We start from the raw sequence: 14,658 nt of genomic DNA, 5'->3' as shown, positions 1-14,658 counted from the left end.
GTACTCACCCTTGACCGGAGGAACGAACTCACCGCCGATGTAGTTGCCGTAGCGGCTCTTGAAGGAGATTTTCGCGCCTTCGGTACCCGGATGTGCGTAACGCATGGTGTGGCTCCTGGTTTCTTGTCTGTTGTTTTAGGAGTGATCCTTGGCATGCATGGAAGCAAGTCGGAAGAAATAAGGAAAATCGATTTATCGTATTTCAAAAATAAGTCTCACCTATAAAAGCAAGCGCGGGACAAGCCCGCGCCCACAGCGGCCAGCGTTTGCCCCCATCAACCTGCCCGCGGCAGGTCCGCCAGCACCCCTTCGATCTCCCCCAGCACCGCCGGATCGTCCAGAGTCGACGGCGCCACGTAGTCCTGCCCATCGGCGATCTTGCGCAGCACCGCCCGCAGGATCTTGCCCGAGCGGGTCTTAGGCAGGCGTTTGACCAGGCGCACCCGGCTGAAACAGGCCAATGCCCCGATATGTTCGCGTACGCTCGCCATCAGCTCGCTCTGCAACTGTTGCTCGGAAATACCCTCTCCATCCTTGAGCACCACCAGCGCTAACGGCACCTGGCCCTTGATCTCGTCATGCACACCGATCACCGCGCACTCCGCCACCGCCGGGTGGCGCGCGACCAGGTCCTCCATCTCGCCGGTGGACAAGCGATGACCGGAAACGTTTATCACGTCATCGGTGCGCCCCATGATGTAGACAAAGCCATCCTCGTCCAGGTACCCACCGTCACCGGTGTGGTAGTACCCCGGGTAGCTGTGCAGGTAGGCCTGAAGGTACCGCTCATGATCGCCCCACAAGGTCTGGCTGCACCCTGGTGGCAATGGCAAGGCAATGACGATGGCGCCCTGTTGGTTCGGCCCCAGTGGCCGACCTTCATCATCGAGTACTTGCACGTGATACCCCGGTACCGCGCGGTTGCTCGACCCCGGCCGTGCGGCACTGCCCTCCAGGCCCACGCAAGGCGCGGTGACCGGCCAACCGGTCTCGGTCTGCCACCAATGGTCGTGCACCGCCTTGCCGCTGACCCGCTCCAGCCATTGGTGAGTACTGGAGTCGAGCTTCTCGCCAGCCAGAAACAGCTGACGCAGCGAGCTCAAGTCGTGGCGGCGGATGAGCTCGCCTTCGGGGTCTTCCTTGCGGATCGCGCGCATGGCGGTGGGCGCGCAGAACAGGCCATTGACCTTGTACTGCTCCACCACCCGCCAGTAGGCCGATGCATCCGGCGTGCGGATCGGCTTGCCTTCGTAGAAGACCGTGGTGCAGCCGCTCATCAATGGCCCATAGACGATCAGCGAATGGCCGACCACCCAGCCCACGTCGGAAATCCCCCACCACACGTCACCGGCCTGCATGCCGTAGACATGGCGCATGGCGTAGCACAGCGCGACGGCATTGCCGCCATTCTCGCGCACGATGCCCTTGGGTTTGCCGGTGGTTCCCGAGGTGTACATGATGTACAGCGGATCGCCGGCATCCAGTGCCACAGGTGGCACCGGCTCGATGCCGACCAACGCTTCATGCCAGTCCAGGTCGCGCCCTGGCTGCAGGCTGGCACAAGCCTGGGGGCGCTGCAGCACCAGCACATGGCGCGGCTGGTGCCCGGCCAGTTGCAGGGCGCGGTCGACCAGCGGCTTGTATTCGATCACCCGATCGAACTCCAGCCCGCAGGAGGCGGTGAGCAGCAGCGCGGGCCGGGCATCATCGATACGCAAGGCCAACTCGTTGGCGGCGAAACCGCCGAACACCACCGAATGCACCGCACCGATCCGCGCACAAGCCAGCATGGCCATGGCCGCCTGGGGCACCATGGGCATGTAGATGATCACGCCATCGCCCTTGCCGACGCCCAGTTGCCGCAGCAGGCCTGCCAGGCGTGCCACCTCGTCGCGCAACTGGTTGTAGGTGAACGTCTGTTGCACGCCGGTCACAGGCGAGTCGTAGATCAGCGCCAACTGCTCGCCCCGGCCTTGCTCGATCTGGTGGTCCAGGGCCAGGTAGCAACTGTTCAGGCGGCCGTCGGCGAACCAGCGGTGGGTACCGTCGGGGTTGTCCTGCAGGGTCAGCGAGGGCTTGCGGTGCCAGGCCAGGCGGTCGGCCTGCTCGGCCCAGAAGGCGGCGGGGTCGGCAATGGAATGGGCATAGCTGTGCTGGTAAGTCATGGCGGTCTGCAACCCGATACTTGTTGTTATTGAAGGGCGAACCTGGAGTATGGACCGCTACCCCACCCTCGCCATCGGACTTAAGTCGCAACCGATATGCAAGATTGCACGGGGCAGTCGCCCCATTGCGGTGCAAACGCCTAGAATAGGCCTCCCGTCAGCCACAGAGCCGCTTCAATGGATATCGATCAGGCCCGTACCTTCCTGGAAATCGTGCGCTGCGGCAGCCTGGTCGCCGCCGCCGAACGCCTGTTCGTGTCGCAGACGGCAATCACCGCGAGGGTGCAGCGCCTGGAGCAGCAACTTGGCTGCCAGCTGTTCGTGCGCAGCCGCAACGGTGCCAGCTTGACCAGCGATGGCGAGGCCTTCGTGATCTACGCCAACCAGATGGTGCAGACCTGGGAAGCGGCGCGCCGCGACCTGCCATTGCCCCAGGGTTGTCAGCAGGTGTTGCACGTTGGCGGCGAGGTGAGCCTTGCCAACCCGATGATGCTCGACTGGGTCAGTGCCCTGCACCATGAACTGCCCAGCCATGCCATCCGCAGCGAAGTGAGCGACGGCGAGTCGTTGCTGCGCAAGGTGGAAATGGGGCTGCTCGATGCCGCGCTGGTGTATCAGCCGACCTACGGGCCTGGGCTGCAGGTGGAGCAGTTGATGGAAGAAAAGCTGATCCGCGTGCGCCGGGTCGGCCACCCCGATCCTTACATCTACATCGACTGGGGCGAAGCCTTCCGCCGCCAGCACGACGCCGCCCTGCCCGACTGCGCACGCCCGGCACTGAGTTTCAACCTCGGCCCACTGGCCCTGCAGTTCATCCTCGACCAGGGCGGCAGCGGCTATTTCCGCACCCGCGTGGTGCAGGCCTACCTCGAACGGGGCGTGTTCGAGCGGGTACCGCAGGCGCCAGAATTCACCTACCCAACCTTCCTGGTCTATGCCCGCAAGCGAGACAGCGAAGCCCTGCAACAGGCCTTCAGCGTGCTGCGCCGCCTGGTGGCAGCCGGCGACAGCGATTGGTCACAGCGCTGGGACCCGGTTATCTGAACGCTGCGCGGCGGCATTGAGCAAATGCCGCTTGAGGCCGGCGATCAGGTCGGTCTGGGTGATCACCCCCACCAGATGGTCGTCCTCCAGCACCGGCAGGCAGTGCAGGCCGTGGTCGCTGAGCAGCGGCAACAGGCGGTCCAGCGGGTGCTGGCTGCTGACGCTGATCACCCGCCGGCTCATCACCTGCTCCATGCGCACCGTATGGCGGCGGAACATCCCTCGCCAGCTGAAGCGCGCACGGGCCATGGCCGGGCCCACCAGGTCGCTCAAGCTGACGATACCCACCAGGCGACCGCCTTCGAGCACCGGCAGGGTCTTGAGGTGATGGCTCGAAAGCATCTTCCAGGCCTGTTCCAGGGTGGTGGCTGGCGAAGCGAACTGCACGTCGCGGGACATCACCGAGGCAGCGGTGATGCCGCCCAGGCTGCGTTGCAAGGCATGCTGCTCAGTGGCCAGGATGATGCGTTCGAGTTCGTCGCGGGTGACGTCGACGAACTCGCCCAACTCCTCCAGGGCCACGTCCAGGTCTTCGCTGTTCACCCCTACCCGCTCACTGGGCAGCGGGTCGTGGGTGTGGTGCAGGTCCTTGCGCGGCACCGGCCCCTTGGGGTAGCGCACACCGGTCAGGCGGTTGTAGCACACCCCTACCGTGACCAGGATCAGTGCGTGCAACAGGATCGGCTCGAGCAAATGATTGCCCAGCGCCACCAGGCCCGGGTCGGCCAGCACCGCGCCGGCCGCCACCGCGCCACCGGGCGGATGCAGGCAGCGCAACAGGCACATCAACAGGATCGACACCCCCAAGGCGGCCGCGGCCACCCACAGTTCGGCACCGAAGCCATGGCGCATGGCCAGGCCCACCGCACCGGCCACGGCATAGCTGCCCAGCACCGGCCAGGGCTGGGCCAGCGGGCCGGAATGCACGGCGAACACCAGCACCGCCGAGGCAGCCAGCGGGCCGAGCAGGTGCAAGGCGACCGAGGGCCCAAAGACCATGCTGCACAAGGTGCCGGCCAGGAACAGGCCAAGCAGTGCGCCGATACCGGCACGCAGCCATTCTTTGGGAGGGATGTTCAAGGGTGCAGGCAGCAGGCGCTGCAAACGGCTTTCAGGACGCGAGGCAGACATCAGGGCGATCGATCGTGGTCTTCCGATTAAAAAGAAAGCCCAGCCAAGTCGGCCTGGGCCCGGCATTGCGCATGCAATAGCTCAATGATTCCGTCCATGGAGATGGAAACTGGGAAGTTTCATGGCGGCGATTGTGCCGGGCGGGCGGACAAGGGGCCAATTCAAAAAAATGCGGCTGGACTGCAATTTTTTTGTAGTGCAGGACTGGGAAGGTTAGGCGCCCGGGAGACCGAGCGCCGCCCTCGCGCGATCTCCCAGGCGCTAAACAACCCCAAGCCGAACACTCCTGGCCCCGATCAACGCCCCTTGCGCGGCAGGTCGATGCTGACCCGAAGGCCGCCCATGGGGCTTTCCAGCAGCGCCAAAGTGCCGCCCCAGGCCTCGACGATATCGCGCACGATACCAAGCCCCAGGCCATGCCCGTCGACCTGCTCGTCCAACCGCGAGCCGCGCTCGAGCACCTGCAGGCGTGCCTGCTCGGGAATGCCGGGGCCGTCGTCGTCCACCCACAGCTGGTAGCCTTCGGCGCTCGGCGCAATGCCCAGACGTACTTCGCTGTCGGCCCACTTGCAGGCGTTGTCCAGCAGGTTGCCGAGCAGCTCCAGCAGGTCTTCGCGGTCCCAGGGCAGCAACAACCCGGGCGGCACATCACGCCCGAGCTGCAGGCCTTCGCCGTGGATCATCCCAAGCGTGGCGAGCAGGCCGGGCAATTCGGCGTCACAGTCGAACTGGGCACCTGGCAGCGCATCGCCGGCCAGGCGTGCACGGTTGAGTTCGCGTGAAAGACGCTGCTGGATCTGCTCCAGTTGCTCGCGCAACTGCTCGCGAACCTCCGGCAGGTCGTCCAATCGTTCACTGGCCGCCAGGCTGAGCAGCACCGCCAAAGGCGTCTTCAGGGCGTGGCCGAGATTGCCCAAGGCATTGCGCGACCGGCGCAGGCTGTCTTCGGTGTGTACCAGCAAGTGGTTGATCTGGTCCACCAACGGCTGAAGCTCGCTGGGCACTTGGGCGTCGAGCTGCGAACGCTGGCCTTGTTGCAGCTGGGCGATCTGCTGGCGGGCGCGCTCGAGCGGGCGCAACGACCGGGTCACGGTGATGCGCTGCAACACCAGCACCAGCACCAGGGCCACCAGGCCCATGCCCAGGCCGATCTGCTGCATGCGCCGGAAGCCGTCGCGGATCGGCGAGTAGTCCTGGGCCACACTGATGGAGATATCCTGGCCCAGGCGCCGGTAGTCGGCGCGCAGGGCAAGCAGTTGCTGGCCCTCCGGCCCCAGCTCGTGGCTGTCCTCGAGGCCCGGCGCCGCCGGCTTGGGCATGTCCAGGTCCCACAGCGAACGGGATCGCCAGGTACCCTGGTCGAAGTCGATGCGAAAGTAATAACCGGAGAAGGGTCGCTGATAGGCGGAGGAGATCCTGCGCTCGTCCAATTGCAAGCCGGTAGGCCCACGCACCAGTGCCACCAGAAGGTTCTCGCTCTCCTTGCGCAGGCCGGCTTCGAGGTAGCGTTGCAGGCCCACCTCGAACAGCCACAGGGTCAGCTGGGCCAGCACCAGGCCGACCACCACCAGTACCGCCACCAGGCCAAGGCTCAGGCGTGCCTGGATCGACTTCACGCGGTGCTCCCGGCGTACACGTAGCCCTGGCCACGCCGGGTTTCGATCACGCTGCGACCCAACTTGCGACGCAGGTGGTTGACGTGCACCTCCAGGACGTTGGAGTCGCGCTCGGTCTCACCATCGTAGAGATGCTCGGCCAGGTGACTTTTCGACAGCACCTGTTGTGGATGCAGCATGAAATACCGCAGTAGGCGAAACTCGGCGGCCGTCAGCTGGATGTCCACACCATCGCGATTCACGCATTGGCGCCCCTCGTCCAACTGCAAGCCGGCCGCTTCGAGAGTGGGTTGGTTGGCCAGCCCACGGGCCCGGCGCAACAACGCCTGGATGCGCAGTTGCAGTTCCTCGGGATGGAAAGGCTTGGTCAGGTAGTCGTCGGCCCCGGCCTTGAGCCCTTCGATCCGCTCGGCCCAGGAGCCGCGCGCGGTTAGGATCAACACCGGCGTGGCCAGGTTGGCGGCACGCCACTGGGCCAGCACCTCGAGCCCGGGCAATCCCGGCAGGCCGAGGTCAAGGATGATCAGGTCGTAGGGTTCGCTCTGGCCCTGGTACACCGCGTCGCGGCCGTCGGCCAGCCAGTCCACGGCATAGCCCTGGCGCTGCAGGCTGGCGGTCAGTTCGTCGGCCAGGGGGACATTGTCCTCGACAAGCAGCAGGCGCATTCAGTCGTCTTCCTCGTCTTTGAGCAGCATTCCGTTGCGGGCGTCCAGCTTGATTTCGCGGACCACGCCATCGGGTGTCAGCAATTCGACCTCGTACTCGTAACGCTCGTGCTTTTCTTCGAGCTCCGCTTCCAGCAGGCGCGCCCCGGGGTAACGCCCCAGGGCGGATTCGAGCAATTGTTCCAGCGGCAGGATGACGCCCGTTTGCCGCAGCTCCAGGGCTTCATCCTGATCGAGGTCACGTGCAACGGCCAGCGAACAGGTGGCCAACAGTGCAAACGCCAGGTAGCGCACCGTTCGCGGTAGATCGGTCATCAGCTGTCTCGTTCGTCCTTGAGGACTTCACCGGTCTTGGCGTCCAGGTCCACGTCCCACTCGACGTTCTGGCTGTCGCGCAGTTCTACCTTGTAGATGTACCGGCCGTATTCGTCCTCGAGCTCCGAGTCGGTCACGGTAGCGCCCGGATGCTTGGCCACGGCAGCGGCCTTGAGTTCGTCCAGGGACTTGATGGTCTTGGCATTCACCAGCTTGATCACTTCGTCAGGCTGGACATCCTTGGCCAGGGCGACATTGGCCCCCAGGGCGAGAGCGGCGGCAGTGAACAGGGCAGTCAAGGTTTTCATCGGGTTCTCTCCATCGAGATGTACAAGTTGTCTACGGGGTTAAGACTAACCAGTGGTCCTTAATCGAAGCTGAAAACAGGCCGGGGTGATGATAGCGCAGTCCGCACCCGCTTCGCCCTGCCGAGGCCTATAATGGCCCGCTTGTTGTCCGCGAGATCCGTCATGAGCGCCATTCACGTCAAATACCCCGCCCTGACTTTCAAGGCTGGCCACCGCGCCCTGCGCCAGATCCGCGAACGCGGCCTGAACGCCGCCGATGTAGGCATCCTGCCCGGCGCTGCCGGCGGGCCCAAGCCACTGGGCATCCAGGGCCTGGACCTGGCATTGTTCGGCCATTGGCTGCCCTCGGCACCTCGCGAGCGCGCCCTGGTCGGCGCCTCGATCGGTGCCTGGCGCTTCGCCAGCGCCTGCCTCGATGACCCCGTGGCCGGCCTGCGCCGTCTGGGCGAGCTGTACACCGAGCAGGATTTCGCCAAGGGCGCGACCCCGGCTCAGGTCAGCCAGAGTTGCAAGCGCATGCTCGACGACCTGCTGCAAGGCCGCGACGGGCAGATTCTCGCCAATGCGCGCTACCGCCTGAACATCATGGTGGTCAAGAGCCGAGGCCTGCTGGCGGACGACCACCGCGGTCGCCTGGGAATGGGATTGTCCTCGGTGGTGGCCAGCAACCTGTTGGGGCGCTCACGCCTGGGCCGCCACTTCGAGCGGATCATCCTGCACGATGGTCGCGCCGCACCGCCGCTGGACGCATTGACCGACTTTCCCTCGCGTTGTCTACCCCTGGACCCGACCAACCTGCGCCATGCCCTGCTGGCCTCAGGCTCGATCCCGATGGTCATGCAAGGCGTGCGCGATATTCCCGGCGCCGGAGCCGGCACCTATCGCGACGGCGGCCTGCTCGACTACCACCTGGACCTGCCTTACCGAGGCGACGATCTGGTGCTCTACCCGCACTTCACCGACAAGGTGGTGCCCGGCTGGTTCGACAAGGCCCTGCCCTGGCGCCGAGGCGATGCCACGCGCCTGCAGAACGTGCTGCTGGTGACTCCGTCGTCCCAGTATCTGGCCGCCCTGCCCTACGGCAAACTGCCCGACCGCAACGACTTCAAGCGCTTCATGGGCGATGCTCCGGCGCGCAAGCGTTACTGGTACAAAGCCATCGCCGAAAGCCAGCGCCTGGGGGACGAGCTACTGGAGCTGATCGCCACCGGGCGGCTGCACGAACGGCTGCAAGCCTTGTAACGAGCATGCTGGTAAACTGCCGGCCAGCATTGTTTTCAAGAGTCCTACAGCGTGGAAATCTTCAAGGAATTTACGTTCGAATCGGCCCACCGCCTGCCCAACGTCCCGGCCGGGCACAAGTGCGGTCGCCTGCATGGCCACTCGTTCAAGGTCGGCCTGCACCTGACCGGCCCACTCGACCCGCATACCGGCTGGATCCGCGACTTCGCCGAGATCAAGGCGATCTTCAAGCCGATCTACGAGCAGCTGGACCACAACTACCTGAACGACATCCCTGGCCTGGAAAACCCCACCAGCGAAGTGATCGCCAAGTGGATCTGGGACCAAGTCAAGCCGCTGCTGCCGGAGCTGTCGAAGGTGCGCATCCACGAGACCTGCACCAGCGGTTGTGAATACAGCGGCGACTGATCCGCGCACTCAGCCCAAGGGCCTGGGGTGCACAGGCACGGGCATGTTGACGATTTCCAGGCTCAGCAGGCCCCTGACACCCTGGTGCGTCGCCAGGTACGGTCGACCGAACTGCCGGTAGCGCCTGACGGATGCTCCGGAGGGGTCGATCAGCTCCAGGTTGCATGGCCGCTGCCCGAGCTCGACTCGCCGGGGGTCGAGGCTGTCGATTATCCAAAGCGGTGCATGCCCGCTGCCCGCCGGGTGCCGGCTCCCCGACATCCCCACATAGCCGAAGTCCTTGCTCATTACATAGTCGAGCTTCGGCCACAGGTCGGCAGCCTGGCCGACATAGGCCGGCCTGATCTCATAGGCGAACTGCTCGTGGATCCGGTACACGCCAAACCACAGCACATCGCAGAGAATACCGGCACTGCTCGTACGCAATGGGGAGCTCGGTAGCAGCGCACCTTCAGGTTCCACCCTCATCCAGCCGTCTTCGCCATCGCCACTTTCGAAGCGCACCCACAGCGGCGCCAAATGGCCAACGGCACGATCCCAGGCGCACGGATCGACCCGTACGCCCAGCAGCTGCCACCAGCAGCGGGCGTTGAAACACAGGTCAGGTTCAAAGACATAACCGCTCACACCAGCCCCTCCTCGATCACCGAGTGCCGAAGCTAGCGACGCGGCGAGGCGCCGGGCAGGAGGAAAATCAGCCCAGGGCAGCCTGCAGGAAGGACGGCGCGATATAACGCTGGTAATGGGCCTCGGACAGCAGGAAGAACTCCCGGTCGATGGCATCGCGCAACTGCGGCAGTTCCCAGTCGCGGAATTCGGGCAGCAAGGCCATGCCGTAGGCTTCCAGATCGCGGATCAGGCGGGCGCCGCGGGCGATCAACTGATAGGCCCAGCAGTATTCGGACTGATGGGCCAGGAAGCGGATGGAGCGGTGTTCCAGCTGCTGGCGCAGACGGGCTTTGTCGAACACCTCCAGTTTGGCCATCATCACCTGCACCAGCAACTGCTCCAGACGCAGCCAGACGGCACGTTTTTCGTCCTCGTCGTAGCTGTTCCAGTGGATCACTTCATGGTGGAAACGCTTGCATCCGCGGCATACCAGGTCGCCATAGACCGTGGAGCAGAGCCCGACGCACGGGGTCTTGATGGATTGGTTGGACATGTAGGAACAACGACTTGACGGTGGAACACGGCCCCATGTTAGCCCTTTGTCTAACCACGGTCACTCGTTAAAGTCACATATGCCGCCTTACTTTCGTCCCGTTTTTACCGTAGAATCACACCGCCTTTTCAAGGCACCAATGTCCGTTGGAAGCTGTTTTCAAAGCGTCACGAGCACAGTTCATCCGGTAGAACGGCGTTGGCCGGGGCATGCCACCGTGCATGGCCCGCGCCAGCCCTCATCAGCTCACCGTTCTACAGGCGTAAAACTTTGAAAGCAGCTTCTGTAAGGATTCTCCGCGACCCTGGCTGGGCGGCCCAAAAAGCCGTGATTGCGCATGGGTGCGGGGAATGCTGGATGAGCGTCCCGGACTCCCTTTAGGGACCACTGATGAGGGTAATAACTGTGCTTGAAGCCTACCGCAAACACATCGAAGAGCGTGCCGCCCTGGGCATCGTGCCCCAGCCGCTGAACGCCGAACAAACTGCAGGCCTGGTCGAGCTGCTGAAGAACCCGCCGGCCGGCGAAGAAGCCTTCCTCGTAGACCTGATCACCAACCGCGTTCCCCCAGGGGTCGACGAAGCCGCCTACGTCAAGGCTGCTTTCCTCTCCGCTATCGCCAAGGGCGAAGCCAAGTCGCCGCTGATCGACCGCAAGCACGCCACCGAACTGCTGGGCACCATGCAGGGCGGCTACAACATCGAAACGCTGGTTGCGCTGCTGGATGACGCCGAACTGGGCGCCGTCGCGGCCGAACAGCTCAAGCACACCCTGCTGATGTTCGATGCCTTCCACGATGTGGCCGAGAAAGCCAAGGCCGGCAACGCCAATGCCAAGGCCGTCCTGGATTCCTGGGCCGCTGGCGAGTGGTTCACCGCCCGCCCGGCCATCGCCGAAAAATACACCCTGACCGTGTTCAAGGTGCCAGGCGAAACCAACACCGACGACCTGTCCCCTGCCCCGGACGCCTGGTCGCGCCCCGACATCCCACTGCACGCCCTGGCCATGCTGAAAATGGCCCGCGACGGCATCGAGCCGCAGCAGCCGGGCTCGGTCGGCCCGCTGGCCCAGATCGAAGCGGTCAAGGCCAAGGGCTTCCCGGTCGCCTACGTCGGCGACGTGGTCGGCACCGGCTCCTCGCGTAAATCGGCCACCAACTCGGTGCTGTGGTTCTTCGGCGACGACATCCCGTACGTGCCGAACAAGCGCGCCGGTGGCTTCTGCTTCGGCACCAAGATCGCCCCGATCTTCTACAACACCATGGAAGACGCCGGCGCCCTGCCGATCGAATTCGACTGCACCAACCTGGCCATGGGCGACGTCATCGACGTCTATCCGTTCAAGGGCGAAGTCCGTCGTCACGGCAGCGACGAGCTGGTCACCACCTTCGAACTGAAGACCGAAGTCCTGCTCGACGAAGTCCGCGCTGGCGGCCGTATCCCGCTGATCGTCGGCCGCGGCCTGACCGAGAAAGCCCGCGCCGAGCTGGGCCTGGGTGCCTCGGACCTGTTCAAGAAACCCGAGCAGCCTGCCGATTCCGGCAAGGGCTTCACCCTGGCCCAGAAGATGGTCGGTCGCGCCTGCGGTCTGCCGGAAGGCCAGGGCGTGCGCCCGGGTGCCTACTGCGAACCGAAGATGACCACCGTCGGCTCCCAGGACACCACCGGCCCGATGACCCGCGACGAGCTGAAGGACCTGGCCTGCCTGGGCTTCTCCGCCGACCTGGTCATGCAGTCGTTCTGCCACACCGCGGCCTATCCGAAGCCGATCGACGTCACCACCCACCACACCCTGCCGGACTTCATCCGCACCCGTGGCGGCGTGTCCCTGCGCCCTGGCGACGGCATCATCCACAGCTGGCTGAACCGCATGCTGCTGCCTGACACCGTCGGCACCGGTGGCGACTCGCACACCCGCTTCCCGATCGGCATCTCCTTCCCAGCCGGTTCCGGCCTGGTAGCCTTCGCCGCTGCCACCGGCGTCATGCCGCTGGACATGCCCGAGTCGGTACTGGTTCGCTTCAAGGGCAAGCTGCAGCCTGGCATCACCCTGCGCGACCTGGTCCATGCCATTCCTTACTACGCGATCCAGCAGGGCCTGCTGACCGTCGAGAAGAAGGGCAAGAAGAACATCTTCTCCGGTCGCATCCTGGAGATCGAAGGCCTCAACGAGCTGACCGTCGAACAAGCCTTCGAGCTGTCCGACGCCTCGGCCGAGCGCTCCGCCGCCGGTTGCACCATCAAACTGCCGGAAGAGTCGATCGCCGAGTACCTGAAGTCCAACATCACCCTGCTGCGCTGGATGATCAGCGAAGGCTACGGTGATGCCCGTACCCTGGAGCGCCGCGCCCAGGCGATGGAAGCCTGGCTGGCCAAGCCACAGCTGCTGTCCGCCGATGCCGACGCCGAGTACGCCGCAGTCATCGAAATCGACCTGGCCGACGTCAAGGAGCCTGTGCTCTGCGCGCCGAACGACCCGGACGATGCCCGCCTGCTGTCCACCGTTGCCGGCGACAAGATCGACGAGGTGTTCATCGGTTCGTGCATGACCAACATCGGTCACTTCCGCGCTGCCGGCAAGCTGCTGGACAAGGTCAAGGGCGGTATCCCGACCCGTCTGTGGCTGGCCCCGCCAACCAAAATGGATGCCCACCAGCTGACCGAAGAAGGCTACTACGGCATCTACGGCAAGGCCGGTGCGCGCATGGAAATGCCAGGCTGCTCGCTGTGCATGGGTAACCAGGCGCGCGTGCAGACCGGTTCGACCGTGGTCTCCACCTCGACCCGTAACTTCCCGAACCGCCTGGGCGACGCCACCAACGTCTACCTGGCTTCGGCCGAGCTGGCCGCGGTTGCCTCGATCCTCGGCAAGCTGCCGACCGTCGAAGAGTACCTGCAGTACGCCAAGGACATCGACAGCATGGCTGCCGACGTCTACCGCTACCTGAGCTTCGACCAGATCGCCGAGTTCCGCGAAGCGGCGGCCAACGCCCAGATCCCGGTGGTCCAGGCGTAATCGTTGAGCTGTAGGCTGTAACGAGAAAGCCCCGGCAGAAATGCCGGGGCTTTTTTGTTGGCCATGCTTGCCCCGCGATTGGGTCGCAACAGACGACTTCAAATCACGAACAGATCGACGAACCTGTGCACAGCGGTCTCCTCGAGCCGCCGCTGGTCCTTGCACACAGCAAGGATTTCATCGCAACGCTGACGCGCGAACCGCGTCGCCAGGTTCTCCCGGAACTTGGCCTCCAACAGCGGTATCCCCTCCCCGCGCCGGCGCCGATGCCCGATCGGGTACTCCACCACCACCTGCTCGGTATGGCTGCCGTCCTTGAAGAACACCTGCAGACCATTGGCAATGGAACGCTTGTCCGCCTCCAGGTACTCGCGACTGAACCGCGGCTCCTCGACGATTTCCATCTTCTCGCGCAAACGGTCGATGCTCGGGTGCACCGCGTGGAAGGCATCCTCGTAGTACTCGGCCACCAGGTCACCGAAGATCAGCGGCACAGCGACCATGTACTGCAGGCAGTGATCGCGGTCGGCCGCGTTGGCCAACGGGCCGACCTTGGAAATGATGCGTATCGCCGATTCATTGGTACTGATGACGATGCGGTCGACTTCATGCAGGCGATTGCGCACCTGAGGGTGCAAAGCCACCGCCGCTTCGCACGCGGTCTGGGCGTGGAATTCGGCCGGGAAGCTGATCTTGAACAGCACGTTCTCCATCACGTAGCTGCCCAGTGGCTGCGGTAGGCGCAACACCCGCTGCTCGACGGGCTTGAGCGCCAGGTCCTTGTTGGTGTGGCTGAAGGACACATCGTAGAAGCCCCATTGCGCTGCGGTCAGCACACCCGGCACGCCCATTTCGCCACGCAAGGCGATATCGGCCAGGCGTACGCCGCGACTGGAAGCATCGCCAGCCGCCCATGACTTGCGCGAACCGGCATTGGGCGCATGGCGGTAGGTGCGCAGCGCCTGGCCGTCGACGAAGGCATGGGACAAGGCCGAGAGCATCTGCTCGCGGCTGGCCCCCATGAGCCGTGCGCACACCGCAGTGGAAGCCACCTTGACCAGCACCACGTGGTCGAGTCCGACACGGTTGAAGGCATTTTCCAGTGCCAGCACGCCCTGGATCTCGTGAGCCATGATCATGGCCTCGAGCACCGTGCGCATGGTCAGCGGTGGCTCGCCATTGGCCACGCGCCGTTGCGAGAGGTGGTCAGCGACGGCGAGGATGCCACCCAGATTATCCGAGGGGTGCGCCCATTCGGCCGCCAGCCAGGTGTCGTTGTAGTCCAGCCAACGCACGGTGCAACCGATGTCCCAAGCCGCCTTGACCGGGTCCAGGCGGTAGGAAGTACCCGGCACACGTGCGCCGAAGGGCACCACGGTACCTTCGACCAGCGGACCGAGGTGCTTGGTGCACTCGGGAAAGCGCAGGGCCAGCAGGCCGCAGCCCAGGGTGTCCATCAGGCAGTTGCGGGCGGTGTCCAGCGCCTCGCTCGACTCGACCTGGTATTCGAGCACGTAATCGGCGAGGGTCTGCAATACCTGGTCGTAGTCCGGGCGGTCGTTCAGGTCTACGTTGGCGCTCATTGTC

At 64.5% G+C, this 14,658-nt stretch carries 14 protein-coding genes; 4 read left to right on the top strand and 10 right to left on the bottom strand.

Going from position 1 to position 14,658, the window contains the following annotated elements; genetic code table 11:
* Together ACNFG0_RS10820 and ACNFG0_RS10815 are read right to left on the bottom strand one after the other, a co-directional pair.
* A partial coding sequence (locus tag ACNFG0_RS10820; RefSeq protein ID WP_323114979.1) for a hypothetical protein occupies positions 1 to 105 on the bottom strand: 105 nt, incomplete at its 3' end.
* A gap of 170 nt (positions 106 to 275) precedes the next feature.
* A complete protein-coding gene (locus ACNFG0_RS10815) occupies positions 276 to 2,165 on the bottom strand; it encodes a propionyl-CoA synthetase (RefSeq protein WP_416764779.1) in 1,890 nt (629 codons plus the stop codon).
* A 177-nt stretch (positions 2,166 to 2,342) separates the two neighbouring features.
* Between ACNFG0_RS10815 and ACNFG0_RS10810 the strand changes: the two genes are divergently transcribed.
* Positions 2,343 to 3,209, top strand: a complete 867-nt coding sequence (locus ACNFG0_RS10810) for a LysR family transcriptional regulator (protein ID WP_196145674.1) — start codon at positions 2,343 to 2,345, stop codon at positions 3,207 to 3,209.
* Here ACNFG0_RS10810 and ACNFG0_RS10805 read toward each other — a convergent pair.
* The 5 genes from ACNFG0_RS10805 to ACNFG0_RS10785 form a co-directional block, all read right to left on the bottom strand.
* Positions 3,183 to 4,340: an HPP family protein gene (locus ACNFG0_RS10805; protein WP_196166679.1), complete on the bottom strand. Its 1,158-nt coding sequence runs from the start codon at positions 4,338 to 4,340 to the stop codon at positions 3,183 to 3,185. The two genes, ACNFG0_RS10810 and ACNFG0_RS10805, sit on opposite strands and share 27 nt — an antisense overlap.
* A 296-nt stretch (positions 4,341 to 4,636) precedes the next feature.
* On the bottom strand, positions 4,637 to 5,956 hold the full coding sequence (locus ACNFG0_RS10800; protein WP_196145676.1) for a sensor histidine kinase: 1,320 nt from the start codon (positions 5,954 to 5,956) through the stop codon (positions 4,637 to 4,639).
* Complete coding sequence (locus ACNFG0_RS10795) at positions 5,953 to 6,621, bottom strand: response regulator transcription factor (RefSeq protein ID WP_196145677.1); 669 nt, start codon at positions 6,619 to 6,621, stop codon at positions 5,953 to 5,955. Before ACNFG0_RS10795 ends, ACNFG0_RS10800 begins: the two co-directional genes overlap by 4 nt.
* Positions 6,622 to 6,936 (bottom strand): PepSY domain-containing protein, encoded by a 315-nt coding sequence (locus ACNFG0_RS10790; protein WP_416764777.1) that lies wholly within the window; start codon positions 6,934 to 6,936, stop codon positions 6,622 to 6,624.
* Positions 6,936 to 7,244, bottom strand: coding sequence for a PepSY domain-containing protein (locus tag ACNFG0_RS10785; protein WP_084855430.1), 309 nt, complete (start codon positions 7,242 to 7,244; stop codon positions 6,936 to 6,938). The genes ACNFG0_RS10790 and ACNFG0_RS10785 overlap by 1 nt, the downstream gene beginning before the upstream one ends.
* 162 nt (positions 7,245 to 7,406) lie before the next feature.
* Here ACNFG0_RS10785 and ACNFG0_RS10780 point away from each other — a divergent pair, with 162 nt between their 5' ends.
* Together ACNFG0_RS10780 and queD are read left to right on the top strand one after the other, a co-directional pair.
* Complete coding sequence (locus ACNFG0_RS10780) at positions 7,407 to 8,486, top strand: patatin-like phospholipase family protein (RefSeq protein ID WP_196145679.1); 1,080 nt, start codon at positions 7,407 to 7,409, stop codon at positions 8,484 to 8,486.
* Between the two features lie 51 nt (positions 8,487 to 8,537).
* Positions 8,538 to 8,894: a 6-carboxytetrahydropterin synthase QueD gene (queD, locus tag ACNFG0_RS10775; RefSeq protein ID WP_043213989.1), complete on the top strand. Its 357-nt coding sequence runs from the start codon at positions 8,538 to 8,540 to the stop codon at positions 8,892 to 8,894.
* 9 nt (positions 8,895 to 8,903) lie between these two features.
* Here the strand turns inward: queD and ACNFG0_RS10770 are convergent, their stop codons facing one another.
* Together ACNFG0_RS10770 and ACNFG0_RS10765 are read right to left on the bottom strand one after the other, a co-directional pair.
* Positions 8,904 to 9,521: a hypothetical protein gene (locus ACNFG0_RS10770; RefSeq protein ID WP_196145680.1), complete on the bottom strand. Its 618-nt coding sequence runs from the start codon at positions 9,519 to 9,521 to the stop codon at positions 8,904 to 8,906.
* A 67-nt stretch (positions 9,522 to 9,588) separates the two neighbouring features.
* A complete protein-coding gene (locus tag ACNFG0_RS10765; protein WP_196145681.1) occupies positions 9,589 to 10,056 on the bottom strand; it encodes a DUF1289 domain-containing protein in 468 nt (155 codons plus the stop codon).
* Positions 10,057 to 10,461: 405 nt separating this feature from the next.
* Between ACNFG0_RS10765 and acnB the strand changes: the two genes are divergently transcribed.
* Positions 10,462 to 13,071, top strand: coding sequence for a bifunctional aconitate hydratase 2/2-methylisocitrate dehydratase (gene acnB / locus ACNFG0_RS10760; protein WP_196145733.1), 2,610 nt, complete (start codon positions 10,462 to 10,464; stop codon positions 13,069 to 13,071).
* A 98-nt stretch (positions 13,072 to 13,169) separates the two neighbouring features.
* Here acnB and prpD read toward each other — a convergent pair whose 3' ends face one another.
* Positions 13,170 to 14,654, bottom strand: coding sequence for a 2-methylcitrate dehydratase (gene prpD, locus ACNFG0_RS10755; RefSeq protein WP_196156563.1), 1,485 nt, complete (start codon positions 14,652 to 14,654; stop codon positions 13,170 to 13,172).
* Positions 14,655 to 14,658 lie beyond the last annotated feature (4 nt).

The sequence above is a fragment of the Pseudomonas sp. NY15372 genome (assembly GCF_048068215.1).
In the GTDB taxonomy this organism is placed as follows: domain Bacteria; phylum Pseudomonadota; class Gammaproteobacteria; order Pseudomonadales; family Pseudomonadaceae; genus Aquipseudomonas; species Aquipseudomonas guariconensis_A.
The sequence above is the reverse complement of the archived record's forward strand: the minus strand, read 5'-3'. Positions and strand labels throughout refer to the sequence as shown.